Genomic DNA, 16,239 nt, shown 5'->3' with positions numbered 1-16,239 from the left:
CGCCGTTGCCCGTTCGTCCTCCATCCTGGAGAGACGCGCACCGCGCGCAGGGGCTTGGAGGTGGCCGAATGGCCGAACAGCCGTGGGGGCAGCCGTACCCGGTCCGCCCGCAGCAGCAGTCGTACGGGCAGCCGTGGCAGCCCGCGCACACCCCGCAGTCCGCGATGCGCGCCTCGCACACCGACCGCGACCGGACGGTGGACGTGCTCAAGGCCGCCTACGCGGAGGGCCGGCTCTCCCGCGAGGAGTACGGGCAGCGCTTCGACGCGGCGTACAAGGCGCAGACGTACGGCCAGCTCGCGCAGCTGGTCGCGGACCTGCCGGCCGGGCCGATGGTGGCCCCGTTCGGCGCCGCGGTGCCGGTTCTGCCGCCCGCCTACGGGCCGGTTCCGGGGCCGCTGCCCATGCCCGTGCCGCCCCGCCCGGTCAACGGGATGGCGATCACCTCGCTCGCGCTGGGCGTGCTCAGCCTGCCGACGCTCGGCGCCGCGGGCCTGGGCGCCGTGATCACCGGCCACATCGCCAAGGCTCAGATCCGTGCGCGCGGCGACGAGGGCGCCGGGCCCGCGACGATCGGCCTGGTGCTCGGCTGGCTTTCGCTGGGCGGCTGGGTGCTGCTCTTCCTGCTCGCCGGATTCGGGGTCCTCGACTGACCTGCTCCGGGGTGCCGGCGATCGGCTGACCCCGGTCGGCTGACCCCGGGTGACGGGGCCGGCCGTCGGCCCGTCAGGCGGCGACCTCGGCCGTCACCACGGAGGGGGTACGGTCGTCCGCCTCGGCCAGCAGCGCGCCGCCCGGGGCCCAGACCGCGGCGCGGCCGCAGCCGGTCCACGGGCCGGCCGGCCCCACGTGGTTGCCGAGTACGACGTACAGCCCGTGCTCCTCGGCGATCCCCGGGTACACGGTGGCCCGCTCCCGGATCCCGTCGCCCGTCCCGTACAGGGAGCTCGCCAGGTGCACCCGGCAGCCGTCCGCCGCCGCGCTGCCGGCGAGCTGCGCGAAGTGGTTGTCGTAGCAGACGCCGAGGGAGAAGCGGATCCCGCCGAGCTCGAAGCGGCCCTGGCCCTCGCCTGCCGTGAAGCTGCCCTGTTCGTGCCCGTACAGGTGCTGCTTGGCGTACGTCGTCACGTGCCGGCCGTCCGCCCCGTAGACCAGGGTCGCGATGGCGGGCAGCGGCCCGGCGGTGCGCAGCGCGACGTTGACCGCGACGGCGATTCCGGTGGCGCGCAGCGGATCCAGGCGGGGGTCGTCGGCGTCCGCCATCCACAGGCCGGGATCGGCGGCCATCGCCTCCAGCTCGTAGCCGGTGAGGGTGAACTCGGGGAACACGACGAGCTCGGCGCCCTGCTCCCGGGCCTCGGCGGCGAGGGCGAGGCTCCGCTCCGTGTTGGCGGGTATGTCGGCCGGGATGCAGGTGAGCTGAGCTGCGGCGATCTTCACGGGTCCAGGATGCCAGCTCGGCCGCCCACGCCTGCGTCCCCCCCCCCGGGGGTCGACGGGGGAGCGGGGCCGGGGTGATGCTGTAACGGCCCGCTTGTTCACCGGAGTTGACGGAGGACCGGCTGATGCCCGACTGGATCCCCCCGGTCCTCGCCGGCGCCTTCCTGGTCGTCTCGTACCGCGTGGTCCGCACGAGCGGCGCCGGACTGCGGGTGGCGGTGCTCGTCATGGCCGCCCTGAACGCAGGCGTGCTGTGGCTGCTCGCCGCCACCGGCCCGGCCTGGAGCGTGATCGTGGTCGCCCTCGTGTCCTTGGTGGCCGCCGTCCACGGCCTGCTCGCGGCGATGCGGACCCTGATGGCCCGGATCCAGCGGGTCGACGCCGAAGCCTTCCACGGCCTGGTCCGGCAGGCGGCGAGCGCCCCCGGCCCCCAGGTGATGGGCGTGTGCGTGATGTTCAGCGGCTCCCTCGCCCTCACCGCGTTCGCCGACGACGCCCACCCCGAGGGCCGCCAGTTCCACCTCCTGCCCGGACCGGACTGCCCGTTCTGCCTGGTGGAGGATCAGATCCGGGATTTCCTCGGCCCCGTGGACCCGCTGCTCGACACGTACCGCACCCACCTGCGGGCGGGCAGCAGCCGCCACCTCCTCGTCAAGCGGCGCTCGGAGCAGGAGCCCTGGACGGGACGCCTGCGCGACCGGGTCTACTACCGGGTCCCCGCCCCGGCCCGCCGCCCGCCCTGCGCCGTCCACGACCCGCTCCTGGGCCGCCCGTAGGTCACGGTCAGCCCGCTTCCGACCCTCGCAGCAGGGTCAGGAACGAGCGGAAGGCGGCCGGCATGTCCACCGATTCCGGCGCGAGCAGCCACTGGTACTGGAGGCCGTCCATGACCGCGGTCAGCAGCGGGGCCGCCTGCTCCGGCGTGAGGCCCGAGGGGAGCCGGTCGCCGAACTCGGCGCGCAGCACCTGCGCCATCTCGGCGCGTACCTGGGCGTAGCGCTCGGTGAAGAACTCCCGCGCCGGATGCCCGTCGGTGACGCTCTCGCCCAGCAGCGCCGAGAAGGTCTGCACGATCCCGGGGCGCATGGCGTTGTACTCGACCAGCGAGGCCAGCAGGTCCAGGCTCCAGGTGCCGGCCGAGGCGCGCGAGCCGCCGCCGGTGTCCCAGCGGTCGCGCTCCTCCAGCACCGCGACCAACAGCGCCTCCTTGGTCGGGAAGTAGTGCAGCAACCCCTGCTGGGTCAGGCCCACGCGCTCGGCCACCGCGCCCAGCGACGCACCGCGGTAGCCGCGCTCCGCGATCACCTCGACCGCCGCGCGCACGATGTCGCCGCGCCGCTCCTCGCTCCTCGCCCTGGCCATCGCCCCGGCACCTCTCCCGTTCACGCCGTGCACCGCCGCGTCGGCGGGCTCTGCGTACGTTATCGGAATATCACGAACACATTACGAACCCTACCGCTCTACCGGTATCGGGTCCACGATGGGGGACACCCCGCGGCGCAGGCACAGGCACAGGCACCGCACCCCGCCGCACGCACGCACCCGCACGCACTCAACGAGGAGGCACGGCCGTGACCGATGCCGATCAGGTCCGCAACGACGCCGTAGAGGCGGCTCTCGGCAAACTCGACCTCGACACCAAGGCCCGGCTCCTGGCCGGCCAGGACATGTGGTCCCTGCCCGCCGTCCCCGAGATCGGGCTCGAGTCCCTCGTCATGTCCGACGGCCCCATCGGCGTCCGCGGTGTGCGCTGGACCGCCGACGACCCCTCGATCGCCCTGCCCTCCCCGACCGCCCTCGCCGCCGCCTGGGACCCCGCGCTCGCCCGCCGCGCCGGCCGCCTCCTCGCCCAGGAGGCCCGCCGCAAGGGCGTCCACGTCCTCCTCGCCCCCACCGTCAACCTGCACCGCTCCCCGCTCGGCGGCCGGCACTTCGAGTGCTACTCCGAGGACCCGTACCTCACCGGCGCCATCGGCACCGGCTACGTGAACGGCGTCCAGGACGGCGGCGTCGGCACCACCGTCAAGCACTTCGTCGGCAACGACGCCGAGACCGAGCGGTTCACCGTCGACAGCGTCATCGCCCCGCGCCCGCTGCGCGAGCTGTACCTGGCCCCCTTCGAGGCCATCGTCGCGAACGCCCACCCCTGGGGGATCATGACGGCGTACAACCAGGTCAACGGCACGACGATGAGCGAACACCGTTACCTCGTGAACGAAGTCCTGCGCGGCGAATGGGGCTTCGACGGGTACAACGTCTCCGACTGGATGGCCGCCCGCTCCACCACCGGCGACATCCTCGGCGGCCTCGACGTCGCCATGCCCGGACCGCAGACCGTCTACGGGCCCGCCCTCGCCGAGGCCGTCCGGGCCGGCGAGGTCCCCGAGTCCGCGGTGGACGAGGCCGTGCGCAACGTACTGCGCCTCGCCGCCCGCGTCGGGATCCTGGCGGGCGCCCCCGCCGCCGTCACCGAGCCCCCGGCCCCGGTCGACGGCCAGGCGCTGGCCCGGGAGATCGCCGCCCGCGGCTTCGTCCTCGTCCGCAACGAGACCCTGTCCGGCGGGAAGCGCGCCCTGCCGCTGGACGCCGCCCCCGGCCGCACCGTCGCCCTGATCGGGGCCGCCGCCCGCGACGCCCGCGTCCTCGGCGGCGGCTCGGCCACCGTCTTCCCCGAGCGGATTGTCTCCCCGCTGGACGGCCTCACCGCCGCCCTCCCGGAAGGGGCCCTGACCTTTGCCGTCGGAGCCGACCCCAGCGAGGAAGCCGGCCCCGCCGACAAGGGCTTCGAGCTCCGCGCGGTCTGCCGCGACGCCTCCGGCGCCGTCCTCGGCGAGGGCGGCCTGCCGACCGGCCAGGTCCAGTGGATCGGCGACGACCTGCCCGCGGGCGTCTCGTACGAGACCATGGCCAGCATCGAGGTCACCGGTACGTTCGTGCCGCGCGAGAGCGGCGAGCACACCTTCGGCACCCGCGGACTCGGTGCCTTCACCCTCGCGGTCGGCGGCGAGACCCGGTGGGAGGGCGTCCAGGCGACGGGCAACGAGGCCGACCCGTTCGAGGCGTTCTTCGGCGCCCCCCGCGAGCGCGCCCGCGTCGAACTCGCCGAGGGCGAGGCCGTCGAGGTCTCGCTGACCTTCCAGGTCCCCGACATGACCACCCTGCCGCTCAAGGCGATCATGTTCTCGCTGCTCCACCTCGGCCCGCGGCGCGACGCCGACGAGCTGATCGCCGAGGCCGTGGCCGCCGCCCGGGCCGCGGACACCGCCGTCGTGGTCGTCGCCACCACCGAGCGCGTGGAGTCCGAGGGCTTCGACCGGCGGGACCTCGCCCTGCCGGGCCGCCAGGACGACCTCGTGCGGGCCGTCGCCGCCGCCAACCCGAACACCGTGGTCGTCGTCAACGCCGGATCCCCGGTGGAACTGCCGTGGCGGGACGACGTGGCCGCCGTACTCCTGACCTGGTTCCCCGGGCAGGAGGGTGGGGCCGCGCTGGCCGACGTACTCCTCGGGGACGCGGAGCCGGGCGGCCGGCTGCCCACGACCTGGCCCGCGCGGTTCGCCGACGCGCCCGTCACCGAGGTCGTCCCGACCGACGGCCGCCTGGAGTACCGCGAGGGGCTGTTCATCGGCTACCGGGCGTACGAGGCCCACGCGGTCGCCCCCGCCTTCCCGTTCGGGCACGGCCTCGGCTACACCGACTGGGCCTACGCGTCCCTCGAGGTCACCGGCACCACCGCCCGGGTCCGCGTCACCAACACCGGCACCCGGCCCGGCCGCGAGGTCGTCCAGCTCTACCTCGCCCCCGTCGCCGCTGCGTCGGGCGGCGCGCAGAGCGCGGCCGTGGAGCGCCCGGCGAGCTGGCTGGCCGCCTTCGCGGGCGTCGAGGCGGGCCCCGGGGAGAGCGTCGAAGTCGAGATGGCCCTGCCCGCCCGGGCCTTCGAGATCTGGGACGAGGAGGCCCGCGGCTGGCAGCGGATCGACGGCGCGTACGAGGTCCGCGCGAGCCACGCCCACGGCGACACGCGGCTCACGGCGACCCTGGAGATCTAGAAGTCCCGGGTTGGCCGGAAATCACCCATGAACCGGACCGGGGGCGGGCCCTGACACCCGCCCCCGGTCCCCCTGGCCCCACGTCAACGCGGCGGCTCGGCCGCCGTCACCTGGCGGTGCGCCAGCTCCGCGAGCCGGGCCTGCCCGTCCTTGCCCGGGTGGAACCAGTCCCAGCGGCTCAACTGCTCGGCGGCGAAGGGGTACTGGAACACCGCGCCGCCGTCGTAGCGGCACAGCGCGTCCTTCTTGCAGACCTCGCGGAGCACCTCGTTGTACTCGACGACCCGCGCCCGCACCTGCTCGCGCCGGGCCGTCGCCCCGGCGGCGGCCGACAGCGGGTCCGCGAGCATCGACTGACAGATCCCCAGCTTCCAGATCTGCCGCACCATCGGGGTGTCCTTGCCCTGCTCCCACAGCCGCTGCAGGTCCGGCACGCTGGAGACGTACACCTGGGACGCGGGGGAGGCCGCCCGCAGACCGGCAAGGGCCTTCTCGAACCCGGCCCGGAAGTCCGCCACCGGAGTCATCGACGAAGCCGTCGGGCGGCATGCGTCGTTCGAGCCCACCATCACCGTGACCAGGTCGGGCCTGTGCTCCGCGGCCGAGGCCAGCTGACCTGCCAGATCAGCCATCCGCGAGCCCGTCACCGCGTAGTTCCAGCTGCGCGCCGGCACCTCGGCCTCCCCGAGCAGCCGGGCGGCGAGGGAGTGCACGGCGGGGTCGTTGCCGGTGGCCCAGGAGACCTCCGGGCAGTCGGCCAGCACCGAACAGGCGTCGAAACCCCGTGTGATGGAATCGCCGACGGCGGCGATCGACGCGGGCGCGGTGTTCCAGCGCGGCCCGGCCTGCGCCCCCCGCTCACCCTCCGTGGCCGACCCGCCCGACTGACACCCGGTCAACACCCCGGCCAGGAGTACCGTCGCCGTGCCCGCACCCGCGAGAGTCCGGCGCGCGCGGCGGCGCAGGGCGGTGGTGCACATCGGGTGGTCCCTCCTCGTCGCCCCGCGTCCTCCGGGGGCGTCCTGCTGAGTGAATGCTCTGGGTTTGGCGGCCTCGGACCGACCGTACGTCACACCATGACCCCTGGCGCACGGTAGCTTTTTCCCGTGGCGTTTCGGCCGCAGGTCCCGTGGCGCATTGTCAAATAATTTCCGTTACATTACATCACGTCACAAACTGTCCGTTTTCTGGAGTTTATTCCCGACCTCGTCCCACACTGGAGGTCCCGGTGACGACACGTGGAGTTCTGTACGTGCATTCCGCACCGCGCGCGCTCTGCCCGCACGTGGAATGGGCTGTTGCGGGCGTGCTCGGGGTGCGGGTGAACCTCGACTGGATCAGGCAGCCCGCCTCCCCCGGCACCTGGAGAGCCGAGTTCTCCTGGCAGGCCGAAGCCGGCACCGCGTCGAAGCTCGCCTCCGCGCTGCGCGGCTGGCACCTGCTGCGCTTCGAGGTGACCGCGGAACCGTGCCCGACCGCCGAGGGCGAGCGCTACAGCTCCACCCCGGAGCTCGGCATCTTCCACGCCGTCACCGGCATGCACGGCGACATCCTGATCCCCGAGGACCGGCTGCGCGCCGCCCTCGCCCGGTCCGCGAGCGGCGAGAGCGACCTGGAGGCGGAGATCGCCAAACTGCTCGGCAAGCCCTGGGACGACGAGCTGGAGCCCTTCCGCTACGCGGGCGAGGGCGCCCCGGTCCGCTGGCTCCACCAGGTGGTCTGAGAACGCGGACACGCAGAAGGCCCACCCGGGATTCACCGGGTGGGCCTTCTGCGTACGGCTACGGGTCAGACGGTGCGGAACGCCAGAGTGACGTTGTGGCCGCCGAAGCCGAACGAGTTGTTGATCGCGGAGATCGGGCCGTCGGCCGGCAGCTTGCGCGGCTCGCCGACGACGATGTCCGCGTCGATGCCCTCGTCGAGCTCGTCGACGTTGATGGTCGCCGGGGCGATCCGGTGGTACAGCGCGAGCACGGTCGCGACGGTCTCGATACCGCCGGCGCCGCCCAGCAGGTGACCGGTCATCGACTTGGTCGCGGAGATCGCGATGTGGTCGAGGTCGTCGCCCAGGACCTTGCGCAGGGCCTTCAGCTCGGCCGTGTCACCCTGCGGGGTGGACGTGGCGTGCGCGTTGACGTGGACCAGCTCGGCCGGGTCGAGACCCGTGTTGTCGAGCAGGTTCTGCACGGCGGCCGCGACACCGCGGCCGGTCGGCTCCGGCTGCGCGATGTGGTGGCTGTCCGCGGACAGGCCCTGGCCCAGCACCTCGCAGTAGACCCGGGCGCCGCGCGCGGCGGCGTGCTCGGCGGACTCCAGGACGACGACGCCCGCGCCCTCGCCGAGGACGAAGCCGTCGCGGGCCTTGTCGTACGGGCGGGAGGCCTGCTGGGGGTTCTCGTTGTTCTTGGACATCGCCATCATGTTGGCGAACGCGGCGATCGGCAGCGGGTGGATCGCCGCCTCGGTGCCGCCCGCGACGACCACGTCGGCGCGGCCGGTACGGATCATCTCGACGGCGTAGCCGATGGCCTCGGCGCCCGAGGCGCACGCGCTGACCGGAGTGTGCACGCCCGCCTGGGCGTTGACCTCCAGGCCGACGTTGGCCGACGGGCCGTTCGGCATGAGCATGGGGACGGTGTGCGGGGAGACCCGGCGCACACCCTTTTCCTTCAGTACGTCGTACTGGTCGAGCAGGGTGGTGACGCCGCCGATACCGGAGGCGATCACGGTGCCCAGGCGCTCGGGCGCGATGGTCGCGTCCTCACCCGCCGGGGCGGTGTAGCCGGCATCCGCCCAGGCTTCACGGGCGGCGATGACGGCGAACTGGGCCGACCGGTCCAGCTTGCGGGCCAGCGGGCGCGGCAGGACCTCACTCGGGTCCACGGCGACCGGGGCGGCGATACGGACCGGGAGTTCGGCGAAGCGCTCGCCCTCGAGGGGCTTGACGCCGGAACGACCGGCGAGCAGACCTTCCCAGGTCGAAGCGCTGTCGCCACCCAGCGGAGTGGTTGCGCCGATACCGGTGACGACCACGGTGCGATTGGTCGGGCTCACAGGAATTCTTTCTCCACGTCTCAGGGGGTGCTGAATTGTCACGGCGCCACCGCCGGGTGGCGACAAACGCTCGTCAGGCTCAGGCCTGGTGCTTCAGGATGTAGTCCGCGGCGTCGCCGACCGTCTTGAGGTTCTTGACGTCCTCGTCCGGGATCTTGACGTCGAAGCGCTCTTCGGCGGCGACGACGACCTCGACCATGGAGAGCGAGTCGACGTCCAGGTCGTCGGTGAAGGACTTCCCGAACTCGACGTCCTCGACGGGGATGCCGGCGATCTCGTTGACGATCTCCGCGAGACCCTCGATGATCTCTTCCTGCGTGGCGGCCATGTGGCGCTCCTTCTATAGCTAACTGGGGTGAAGCAGGGTCGGGAAGTGGATCCCGGGCCCTAGGGGAGGGTAACGACCGTCGCGGCGTAGACGAGTCCCGCCCCGAAGCCGATGACGAGCGCGGTGTCGCCGCTCTTCGCCGCTCCGGTCGCCAGGAGCCGCTCCATAGCGAGCGGGATCGAGGCGGCCGACGTGTTGCCGGTGGTCTCCACGTCACGGGCGACCGTGACGTGTTCCGGCAGCTTCAGAGTCTTCACCATCGAGTCGATGATCCGCATGTTTGCCTGGTGCGGGATGAAGACGTCCAGGTCCTCCGCGGTGATCCCGGCCGCGTCGAGCGCCTGCTGGGCCACCTTGGCCATCTCGAAGACGGCCCAGCGGAAGACCGCCTGACCCTCCTGCGTGATGGCCGGGAACTTTTCGGCGCTGTCCTTGCTGCGGAACTCGTCCCACGGCACGGTCTGCTTGATCGTCTCGGACTTGTCGCCCTCCGAACCCCACACCGTGGGGCCTATGGCCGGCTCGTCCGAGGGGCCGACGATCACGGCGCCGGCGCCGTCGCCGAACAGGAAGGCCGTCGCGCGGTCCTCCAGGTCGGTCAGGTCCGACAGCCGCTCCACGCCGATGACGAGGACGTACTGGGCGGAACCTTCCACCACGAGGCCCTTGGCGAGCGTCAGTCCGTACCCGAAACCGGCACAGCCCGCGGAGATGTCGAACGCGGCGGGCTTGACCGCTCCGACCCGGTGCGCGATCTCGGTCGCGACGGCCGGGGTCTGCTTGAAGTGCGAGACCGTCGAGACGATCACGGCACCGATCTGCTCCGGCGAGACGCCCGCATCGGCCAGCGCCTTGCCGGCGGCCTCCACCGACATCGCGGCGACCGTCTCCTGGGGCGAGGCCCAGTGCCGGGTCGCGATGCCGGAGCGGGAGCGGATCCACTCGTCCGACGAGTCGATCGTCTCGAGGATGACCTCGTTGGAGACCACGCGGGTCGGGCGGTAGCCGCCGACGCCGAGGATGCGGGCGTACGGGGAGCCCTTGGCAGGCTTGATCTTCGACATGCTGTGTGGGCTCCTTCTCTCAGACCGCGTGCTCGGCGATGAGTGCCGCGGCCTTTTCGAGATCGTCCGGCGTCTTCAGGGCCACGTTCGGCACGCCCTTGAGCGCGCGCTTGGCCAGACCCGTCAGAGTGCCACCCGGGCTGAGCTCGATGATCCCGGTGACGCCCAACTCGCGGAACCGCTCCATGCACAGGTCCCAGCGGACCGGGTTCGCGACCTGGCCGACCAGGCGGGCGACGACGTCGGCGCCCGCGGTGACGACGTGGCCGTCCTTGTTCGAGACGTACGTCAGCTCCGGGTCTGCCGGGGTGAGGGCCTGCGCGGCCTTCTCCAGCGTGGCGACCGCAGGAGCCATGTGGTGCGTGTGGAAGGCGCCCGCGACCTTGAGGGCGACGACCTTCATGGAGCCCTCGGGCTTGTCGGCCACCAGGGCCTCGATCTGCTCCATCGTGCCCGCGGCCGCGATCTGGCCGGCACCGTTGATGTTGGCCGGGGTCAGCCCCAGCTTCTCCAGGTGCGCGACGACGACGTCCTGGTCGCCGCCGAGGACCGCGGCCATGCCCGTCTCGGTGACGGCGGCGGCCTCGGCCATGGCCAGGCCGCGGGTCCGTACGAACGACAGCGCGTCCACGTCGGACAGCACACCGGCGTACGCGGCGGCCGTGATCTCGCCGACGCTGTGGCCCGCGACGGCACCGAAGGCCGTACGGGCACCCAGTGCCGAAGCGGACAGCAGACCGGCGGCCACCAGCAGGGGCTGGGCCACCGCCGTGTCGCGGATCTCGTCCGCGTCGGCCTTCGTGCCGTAGTGGGCAAGGTCGAGCCCGATGGCGTCGGACCACCCGGCGACGCGGTCAGCGGCGCCGGGAAGGTCGAGCCAGGGAGTCAGGAAGCCGGGCGTCTGTGCGCCTTGGCCGGGAGCGACGAGTACGAGCACCCTCACACTCTCTCTTGTGGATGGTCCCGCCCGCCCGTGGGGACAGGGACGAAGAACCGTCGGGGTAATTGTTGATGTCCGACAAAAGTCTAGGACTGCTGATCGCCGTCGGCCAGACGCCCGAGGATCAAGGCGATCCGCAGCGTGAACGCGGAGCGGACATCGGACGGCGACCAGCCGGTGACGTCGGTCACACGTCGGAGCCGGTAGCGCACCGTGTTCGGGTGCACGAACAACATCCGTGCCGCCCCTTCCAGGCTGCTCGCCTGCTCCAGATACACGCTCAGCGTCTCCAGCAGCGCCGACCCCGCTTCTTCCAGCGGTCTGTAGATCTCCTCCACCAACTGCTCCCTGGCGGAGGGATCCGAGGCGATCGCTCGCTCAGGCAGGAGATCGTCAGCGAGCACCGGCCGCGGGGCGTCCTGCCAGGCCGTGCCCGCCTTCAGCCCGGCCGCCGCGGCCTGCGCGGACTTGGTGGCGTTCAGCAGGTCCGGAACCACCGGACCGGCCACCACCGGACCCGCCGCGAACGGCCCGATCAGCGACTTCGCCACCTGGATCGGGTTGTCGCTGCCGCCCGCGATCACCACCAGGCGGTCACCGAGCACACCGGTGAGGACCTGCAGCTTGTGGTGCCGTGCCGCGCGCCGGATCGCCTCGACCGTCAGCTCGCTGTCGCCCTCCGGCGCGGTGCCCAGCACCACGCACACGTGCTCGGGCGAGTTCCAGCCCAGCGCCGCGGCCCGCGACAGCGCGCCCTCGTCGGCCTCGCCGGACAGCACCGCGTTCACGACGAGGGACTCCAGGCGGGCGTCCCACGCCCCCCGCGCCTCGGCGGCCTGCGCGTACACCTGGGCCGTCGCGAACGCGATCTCCCGGGCGTACACCAGCAGCGCCTCGCGCAGGATCGACTCGTCGCCCGGGGCTGCGACCTCCTCGATCGCGGCTTCCATGACCTCGATCGTCGTACGGACCATCTCCACGGTCTGGCGCAGCGTGATCGCCCGGGTCAGCTCGCGCGGAGCCGTCCCGAAGACGTCCGTCGAGATCGCCTGCGGGGTCTCCGGGTGCCGGAACCACTCCGTGAACGCGGCGATGCCGGCCTGGGCGACCAGGCCGATCCAGGACCGGTTCTCCGGGGGCATCGCCCGGTACCACGGCAGGGTCTCGTCCATGCGGGCGATCGCGTTGGCGGCGAGCCGGCCGGAGGACTTCTCCAGTCGGCGCAGCGTCGCGGCGTGCGGATGGGCGGGAGCGGGATGCGCGGGGGAATGCTCACGTTCGGCTTGGGGCACGGGACAAGACTGCCTTATCGGGACGGCGGCGCGGAGTCCGGTCCCGCGGCGGCCTCCCGCCGGGGGGCTACGGTGGCCCCCATGATTGACGTACGCCGCGGGGCCGACCGGTACGGGGGCGGGGATCCGGACAGCGGGATCACCACCTTGCACGCCTTTTCCTTCGGCCGGTTCTACGACCCGGACAACGTGCGCTTCGGCCCGGTCCTGGCCTGCAACGAGGAGACCCTCGCCGCGGGCGCCGGCTTCGACGAGCACCCGCACAGCCACACCGAGATCGTGACCTGGGTCGTCCAGGGCGAGCTCACGCACAAGGGCAGCACCGGCGAGAGCACCCTGGTCCGGCCCGGCGACGTGCAGCACCTCGGCGCCGGATCCGGCGCCCGGCACATCGAGCGCAACGACGGCGCGGTGCCGCTGCGGTTCGTGCAGATGTGGCTCGCGCCGCTCGCCTCCGGCGGGGAGCCCTCGTACACGCTCGTCCGCGGGATCGGCGACGACACCCCGTACGAGGTCCCCGCGGCCGGCGCCGTCCTGCACGTGCGCAGGCCCGGCGCGGGCGAGCGGGTCGCCGTACCGGCGGCGGAGCGGGTCTACCTGCACGTGGTCCGCGGGGACCTGCGCCTGGACGGGGAGGAGCTCGGGCCCGGGGACGCGGCGCGGATCACCGGCGAACAGGGCCTGGAGATCGTCGCCGGGTCCCCGGGCGAGCTGCTGATCTGGGAGCTGCCCTAGCCGGTCGGATGCCCTGGCCGGTTAGCGGCCGGCGGTCAGCGGCCGGCGGTCAGCGGCCGGCGAGCTCGGCGAGGACCGCGTCGGTGAACGGGGGCCAGGCCTCCACGGCCCACGGGCCGAAGGCGCGGTCGGCCAGCGCCACGCACGCGGCGCGCGCGTCCGGGTCCACCCACAGGAAGGTGCCGGCCTGCCCGAAGTGGCCGAACGTGCGCGGCGAGGAGGAGGCGCCCGTCCAGTGCGGGGCCTTGCCGTCGCGGATCTCCAGGCCCAGCCCCCAGTCGTTGGGGGACTGGATCCCGTACCCCGGGAGCACGCCCTTGAGGCCCGGGTGGACGACCGAGGTGGCCTCCGCGACCGTACGCACGTCGAGCAGCCGGGGCGCCTGGAGCTCCGCGGCGAACCGGACCAGGTCGGAGACGGTCGAGACGCCGTCCTTGGCGGGCGAGCCCTCCAGCGTGGTCGACGCCATGCCGAGCGGCTCGAACACCGCTTGGTGCACGTACTCCGCGAAGGGGATGCCGGTGGCCTTGGTGATGTGGTCGCCGAGCACCTCGAAACCGGCGTTCGAGTACAGCCGGCGCGTGCCGGGCGCCGCCATCGCCCGGTGCTCGTCGAAGGCCAGCCCGCTGGTGTGCGCGAGCAGGTGACGGACCGTCGAACCCTCGGGCCCGGCCGGCTCGTCCAGCTCGATCGCCCCCTCCTCGTACGCGACGAGCGCGGCGTACGCGGCGAGCGGCTTGGTCACCGAGGCCAGCGCGAAGCGGTGGTCGACGGGCCCGTGGGAGCCCGCCAGGCTCCCGTCGGCGCGTACGACGGCCGCCGCGGCGGTCGGAACCGGCCAGTTCTCGATGATCCGCAGACTCTGCAGGGTTTCCACGCTCTCCATGCGGCCGAGCCTACTTGCTTGGAGTGCACTCCAAGGTTTTAGCGTGGTCGCCATGAGCCTGACGCAGACGCGGTACACGATCAGCGAGGTAGAGGCCCGGACCGGTCTGACCCAGCACACGCTGCGCTGGTACGAGCGGATCGGCCTGATGCCGCACGTGGACCGCTCCCACTCGGGACAGCGCCGGTTCACCGACAAGGACCTCCACTGGCTGGCCTTCGTGGGCAAGCTGCGCGCCACCGGGATGTCGGTGGCGGACATGGTCCGCTACGCGGAACTCGTGCGCGAGGGCGAGCACACCGTCGACCGGCGCCGCGAACTGCTGGAGCAGACGCGGCGCGAGGTGCGCACGCGCATCACGGAGCTGACCGACGCGCTCGCCGTACTGGACTACAAGATCGGCATGTACACCACGGCCACGGCCACGGTCACGACCGCGGGGAAGGCGAACGAGCAATGACGCAGAACAACAGCATCGAGCAGGTCGAACTCGGCAAGGGGGGCCCGCGGGTCGGCGTCCAGGGCCTCGGCTGCATGGGCATGAGCGAGTTCTACGGGGACACCGACGAGGCCGTGGCCCGCGAGACCCTGGACGCGGCCCTGGCCGCCGGGGTCACCCTCTTCGACACCGCGGACGTCTACGGGCGCGGCCGCAACGAGGAGTTCCTCGCGCCCTTCGTTGCCGCGCACCGGGACGGGATCACCCTCGCCACCAAGTTCGCCATCGAGCGCACCGACGACCCGCAGCACCGGGGCATCCGCAACGACCGCGCGTACATCCGCCGGGCCGTGGAGGACAGCCTGCGGCGGCTGGGGACCGAGGTGATCGACCTCTACTACATGCACCGGCGCGATCCGGCCGTGCCGTTCGCCGAGTCGGTGGGCGCCATGGCCGAGCTGGTGCAGGAGGGGAAGGTGCGCCACCTGGGGCTCAGCGAGGTCACCGGCGCCGAGCTGCGCGAGGCGTACGCGGTGCACCCGATCGCGGCGCTCCAGTCGGAGTGGTCGCTGTTCAGCCGGGACGTGGAGCGCAGCGCGGTGGGCGCGGCGGCGGAGCTGGGCGTGGCCTTCGTGCCGTACTCCCCGCTCGGGCGCGGCTTCCTGACCGGCGCGTTCGCGGACGCGGCGGAGCTGTCGGCCGGCGACTTCCGCGCCTCCCAGCCCCGCTTCACCGGCGACAACGCCAAGGCCAACGCGGCGCTGCTGGAGCCGGTGCGCCGGATCGCGCAGGCGCACGGCGCGACCCCGGCGCAGATCGCGCTGGCCTGGGTGCACCAGCAGGCGCAGGTGCACGGGCTGACGGTGGTCCCGATCCCCGGCACCCGCAAGCCGGGCCGCCTCGCGGAGAACGCCGCGGCGACCCGGATCACCCTGACGCCCGCAGAGCTGGCCCTGCTGGAGCCGATCGCCGCCCAGGTCGCGGGCGACCGCTACCCGGACATGAGCTCGACGTCGGCGGCCCGGGAGAACTAGGTCGCCGCGACTGCGACTGCGACTGCGACAACGACTGCGACCGCGCCGGGCACCCCGCCCGGCGCGGTGTCCGGCGGAGGTCAGGCGTCGGCGGCGAAGCGGTTGCGCAGGGCCGCGTACTCCGCGTCCGTCAGCAGGCCCGCGCTGTACAGCTCGCCCAGGTGGTGCAGGCGTTCGTCCGTGCGGGCCGCCGGGACCGAGGCCACCGGGGTGCGGCCGTGCAGCGCGGCGAGGACGGCCGCCGCGAACGGCAGCGATTCGTGCACCGCCCCGTACCCGACGCCGAACACCGCGGCCGCCAGGTCGTGGTCGGGCCGCGGGTCACCGGTGGTGTCCCGCAGGAGCAGCCGCAGGTGCCCGCCCGGATTCTCCGGCGAGCTCCACTCGACGCCGGTCAGCGCGGACAGCGGGTAACGCTGGTCGCCCGCCTTCCACTTGGTGCTCGTCGCGCCCGTGCGCGACCAGTGGAAGGTGACGGCGGAGCCGTCGAAGCCCAGCCGCGCGTCGTACGCCTTCAGCTGCAGCGGCGGCTGTGGCACCGGGACAAGGAAACGTTCCGCCGGATCGGCGGCATCCGGGCCCAGCCGGGCCCGTACGGCGTCCGCGAACTCGGCCGCCTGCGCGGCGCGGTCCGCCGGCAGCACCAGCCGGTACGGATCGCAGGCCGCCCGCAACTGTCCCGCGGCGGCCTCCATCAGCGGATCCGCGCCCGCCCGCGGCACGGCATGCAGGACCACCGCGTCCCGTTTCCCCCCGGACCCGGTCGTGTCCACGGTCACCCCCGACAACGCCTCGAAGGGGATCCGCCGCGCCCCGAGGGCATGAAGGAGTCTCGGAGTCCTCGGCGTTCTTATCCCCCGTGCGAAGCGGATGAGCACCGAGTCCGAGTCGAACTCCCAGACGGCATGGTTTCCGGCCAGTACGTCACCCATGCGGCACATCGTAAGGGGACGTACCCCTGTGCGTCCCCCTCGGTGC

Annotated in this window: 17 protein-coding genes; 7 read left to right on the top strand and 10 right to left on the bottom strand. The window is 72.8% G+C overall.

Going from position 1 to position 16,239, the window contains the following annotated elements:
- Nucleotides 1-68 precede the first annotated feature (68 nt).
- Nucleotides 69-653 (top strand): DUF1707 and DUF4190 domain-containing protein, encoded by a 585-nt coding sequence (locus ACZ49B_RS05100; protein WP_468300531.1) that lies wholly within the window; start codon nucleotides 69-71, stop codon nucleotides 651-653.
- A gap of 73 nt (nucleotides 654-726) precedes the next feature.
- On the opposite strand, the gene ACZ49B_RS05095 is transcribed toward ACZ49B_RS05100, so the two are convergent.
- Nucleotides 727-1,440 carry a carbon-nitrogen hydrolase family protein gene (locus ACZ49B_RS05095; RefSeq protein WP_468300529.1) on the bottom strand — a complete coding sequence of 238 codons (714 nt, stop codon included), beginning with the start codon at nucleotides 1,438-1,440 and terminating at the stop codon, nucleotides 727-729.
- A 125-nt stretch (nucleotides 1,441-1,565) separates the two neighbouring features.
- Here ACZ49B_RS05095 and ACZ49B_RS05090 point away from each other — a divergent pair, with 125 nt between their 5' ends.
- Nucleotides 1,566-2,216, top strand: a complete 651-nt coding sequence (locus tag ACZ49B_RS05090) for a hypothetical protein (RefSeq protein WP_468300527.1) — start codon at nucleotides 1,566-1,568, stop codon at nucleotides 2,214-2,216.
- 7 nt (nucleotides 2,217-2,223) lie between these two features.
- Here the strand turns inward: ACZ49B_RS05090 and ACZ49B_RS05085 are convergent, their stop codons facing one another.
- Nucleotides 2,224-2,802: a TetR/AcrR family transcriptional regulator gene (locus tag ACZ49B_RS05085; RefSeq protein WP_468300525.1), complete on the bottom strand. Its 579-nt coding sequence runs from the start codon at nucleotides 2,800-2,802 to the stop codon at nucleotides 2,224-2,226.
- Nucleotides 2,803-3,011: 209 nt separating this feature from the next.
- Between ACZ49B_RS05085 and ACZ49B_RS05080 the strand changes: the two genes are divergently transcribed.
- On the top strand, nucleotides 3,012-5,489 hold the full coding sequence (locus ACZ49B_RS05080) for a beta-glucosidase (RefSeq protein ID WP_468300523.1): 2,478 nt from the start codon (nucleotides 3,012-3,014) through the stop codon (nucleotides 5,487-5,489).
- Nucleotides 5,490-5,572: 83 nt separating this feature from the next.
- Here the strand turns inward: ACZ49B_RS05080 and ACZ49B_RS05075 are convergent, their stop codons facing one another.
- On the bottom strand, nucleotides 5,573-6,469 hold the full coding sequence (locus tag ACZ49B_RS05075; protein ID WP_468300521.1) for an SGNH/GDSL hydrolase family protein: 897 nt from the start codon (nucleotides 6,467-6,469) through the stop codon (nucleotides 5,573-5,575).
- A 248-nt stretch (nucleotides 6,470-6,717) separates the two neighbouring features.
- Here ACZ49B_RS05075 and ACZ49B_RS05070 point away from each other — a divergent pair, with 248 nt between their 5' ends.
- Nucleotides 6,718-7,212: a DUF3145 domain-containing protein gene (locus ACZ49B_RS05070; protein WP_468300519.1), complete on the top strand. Its 495-nt coding sequence runs from the start codon at nucleotides 6,718-6,720 to the stop codon at nucleotides 7,210-7,212.
- Nucleotides 7,213-7,277: 65 nt separating this feature from the next.
- Here ACZ49B_RS05070 and fabF read toward each other — a convergent pair whose 3' ends face one another.
- The 5 genes from fabF to ACZ49B_RS05045 all read right to left on the bottom strand — a co-directional run bounded on the left by fabF (nucleotide 7,278) and on the right by ACZ49B_RS05045 (nucleotide 12,167).
- Complete coding sequence (fabF, locus tag ACZ49B_RS05065) at nucleotides 7,278-8,543, bottom strand: beta-ketoacyl-ACP synthase II (protein ID WP_468300517.1); 1,266 nt, start codon at nucleotides 8,541-8,543, stop codon at nucleotides 7,278-7,280.
- Between the two features lie 79 nt (nucleotides 8,544-8,622).
- On the bottom strand, nucleotides 8,623-8,871 hold the full coding sequence (locus ACZ49B_RS05060; RefSeq protein WP_266629538.1) for an acyl carrier protein: 249 nt from the start codon (nucleotides 8,869-8,871) through the stop codon (nucleotides 8,623-8,625).
- A gap of 59 nt (nucleotides 8,872-8,930) precedes the next feature.
- Nucleotides 8,931-9,935: a beta-ketoacyl-ACP synthase 3 gene (locus ACZ49B_RS05055; RefSeq protein ID WP_468300515.1), complete on the bottom strand. Its 1,005-nt coding sequence runs from the start codon at nucleotides 9,933-9,935 to the stop codon at nucleotides 8,931-8,933.
- A gap of 19 nt (nucleotides 9,936-9,954) precedes the next feature.
- The gene (locus ACZ49B_RS05050; protein ID WP_468300513.1) at nucleotides 9,955-10,872 is read right to left on the bottom strand and encodes an ACP S-malonyltransferase; all 918 of its coding nucleotides are present in this window, start codon (nucleotides 10,870-10,872) and stop codon (nucleotides 9,955-9,957) included.
- 89 nt (nucleotides 10,873-10,961) lie between these two features.
- Nucleotides 10,962-12,167, bottom strand: a complete 1,206-nt coding sequence (locus tag ACZ49B_RS05045) for a PucR family transcriptional regulator (protein WP_266667338.1) — start codon at nucleotides 12,165-12,167, stop codon at nucleotides 10,962-10,964.
- 81 nt (nucleotides 12,168-12,248) lie between these two features.
- Between ACZ49B_RS05045 and ACZ49B_RS05040 the strand changes: the two genes are divergently transcribed.
- Nucleotides 12,249-12,902 carry a pirin family protein gene (locus tag ACZ49B_RS05040; RefSeq protein WP_468300510.1) on the top strand — a complete coding sequence of 218 codons (654 nt, stop codon included), beginning with the start codon at nucleotides 12,249-12,251 and terminating at the stop codon, nucleotides 12,900-12,902.
- Nucleotides 12,903-12,951: 49 nt separating this feature from the next.
- Here the strand turns inward: ACZ49B_RS05040 and ACZ49B_RS05035 are convergent, their stop codons facing one another.
- Entirely contained in the window at nucleotides 12,952-13,770 is an 819-nt protein-coding gene (locus ACZ49B_RS05035; protein WP_468300776.1) for a serine hydrolase domain-containing protein, read from the bottom strand.
- 70 nt (nucleotides 13,771-13,840) lie between these two features.
- Here ACZ49B_RS05035 and ACZ49B_RS05030 point away from each other — a divergent pair, with 70 nt between their 5' ends.
- Nucleotides 13,841-14,248, top strand: a complete 408-nt coding sequence (locus ACZ49B_RS05030) for a MerR family transcriptional regulator (protein ID WP_468300508.1) — start codon at nucleotides 13,841-13,843, stop codon at nucleotides 14,246-14,248.
- Nucleotides 14,245-15,261: an aldo/keto reductase gene (locus ACZ49B_RS05025; protein WP_468300506.1), complete on the top strand. Its 1,017-nt coding sequence runs from the start codon at nucleotides 14,245-14,247 to the stop codon at nucleotides 15,259-15,261. The genes ACZ49B_RS05030 and ACZ49B_RS05025 overlap by 4 nt, the downstream gene beginning before the upstream one ends.
- Before the next feature lie 80 nt (nucleotides 15,262-15,341).
- Here the strand turns inward: ACZ49B_RS05025 and ACZ49B_RS05020 are convergent, their stop codons facing one another.
- Nucleotides 15,342-16,193 carry a DUF4429 domain-containing protein gene (locus tag ACZ49B_RS05020; protein WP_468300504.1) on the bottom strand — a complete coding sequence of 284 codons (852 nt, stop codon included), beginning with the start codon at nucleotides 16,191-16,193 and terminating at the stop codon, nucleotides 15,342-15,344.
- Nucleotides 16,194-16,239: the final 46 nt, after the last annotated feature.

This window comes from Streptomyces sp. NPDC031132, assembly GCF_055570595.1.
The sequence above is the reverse complement of the archived record's forward strand: the minus strand, read 5'-3'. Positions and strand labels throughout refer to the sequence as shown.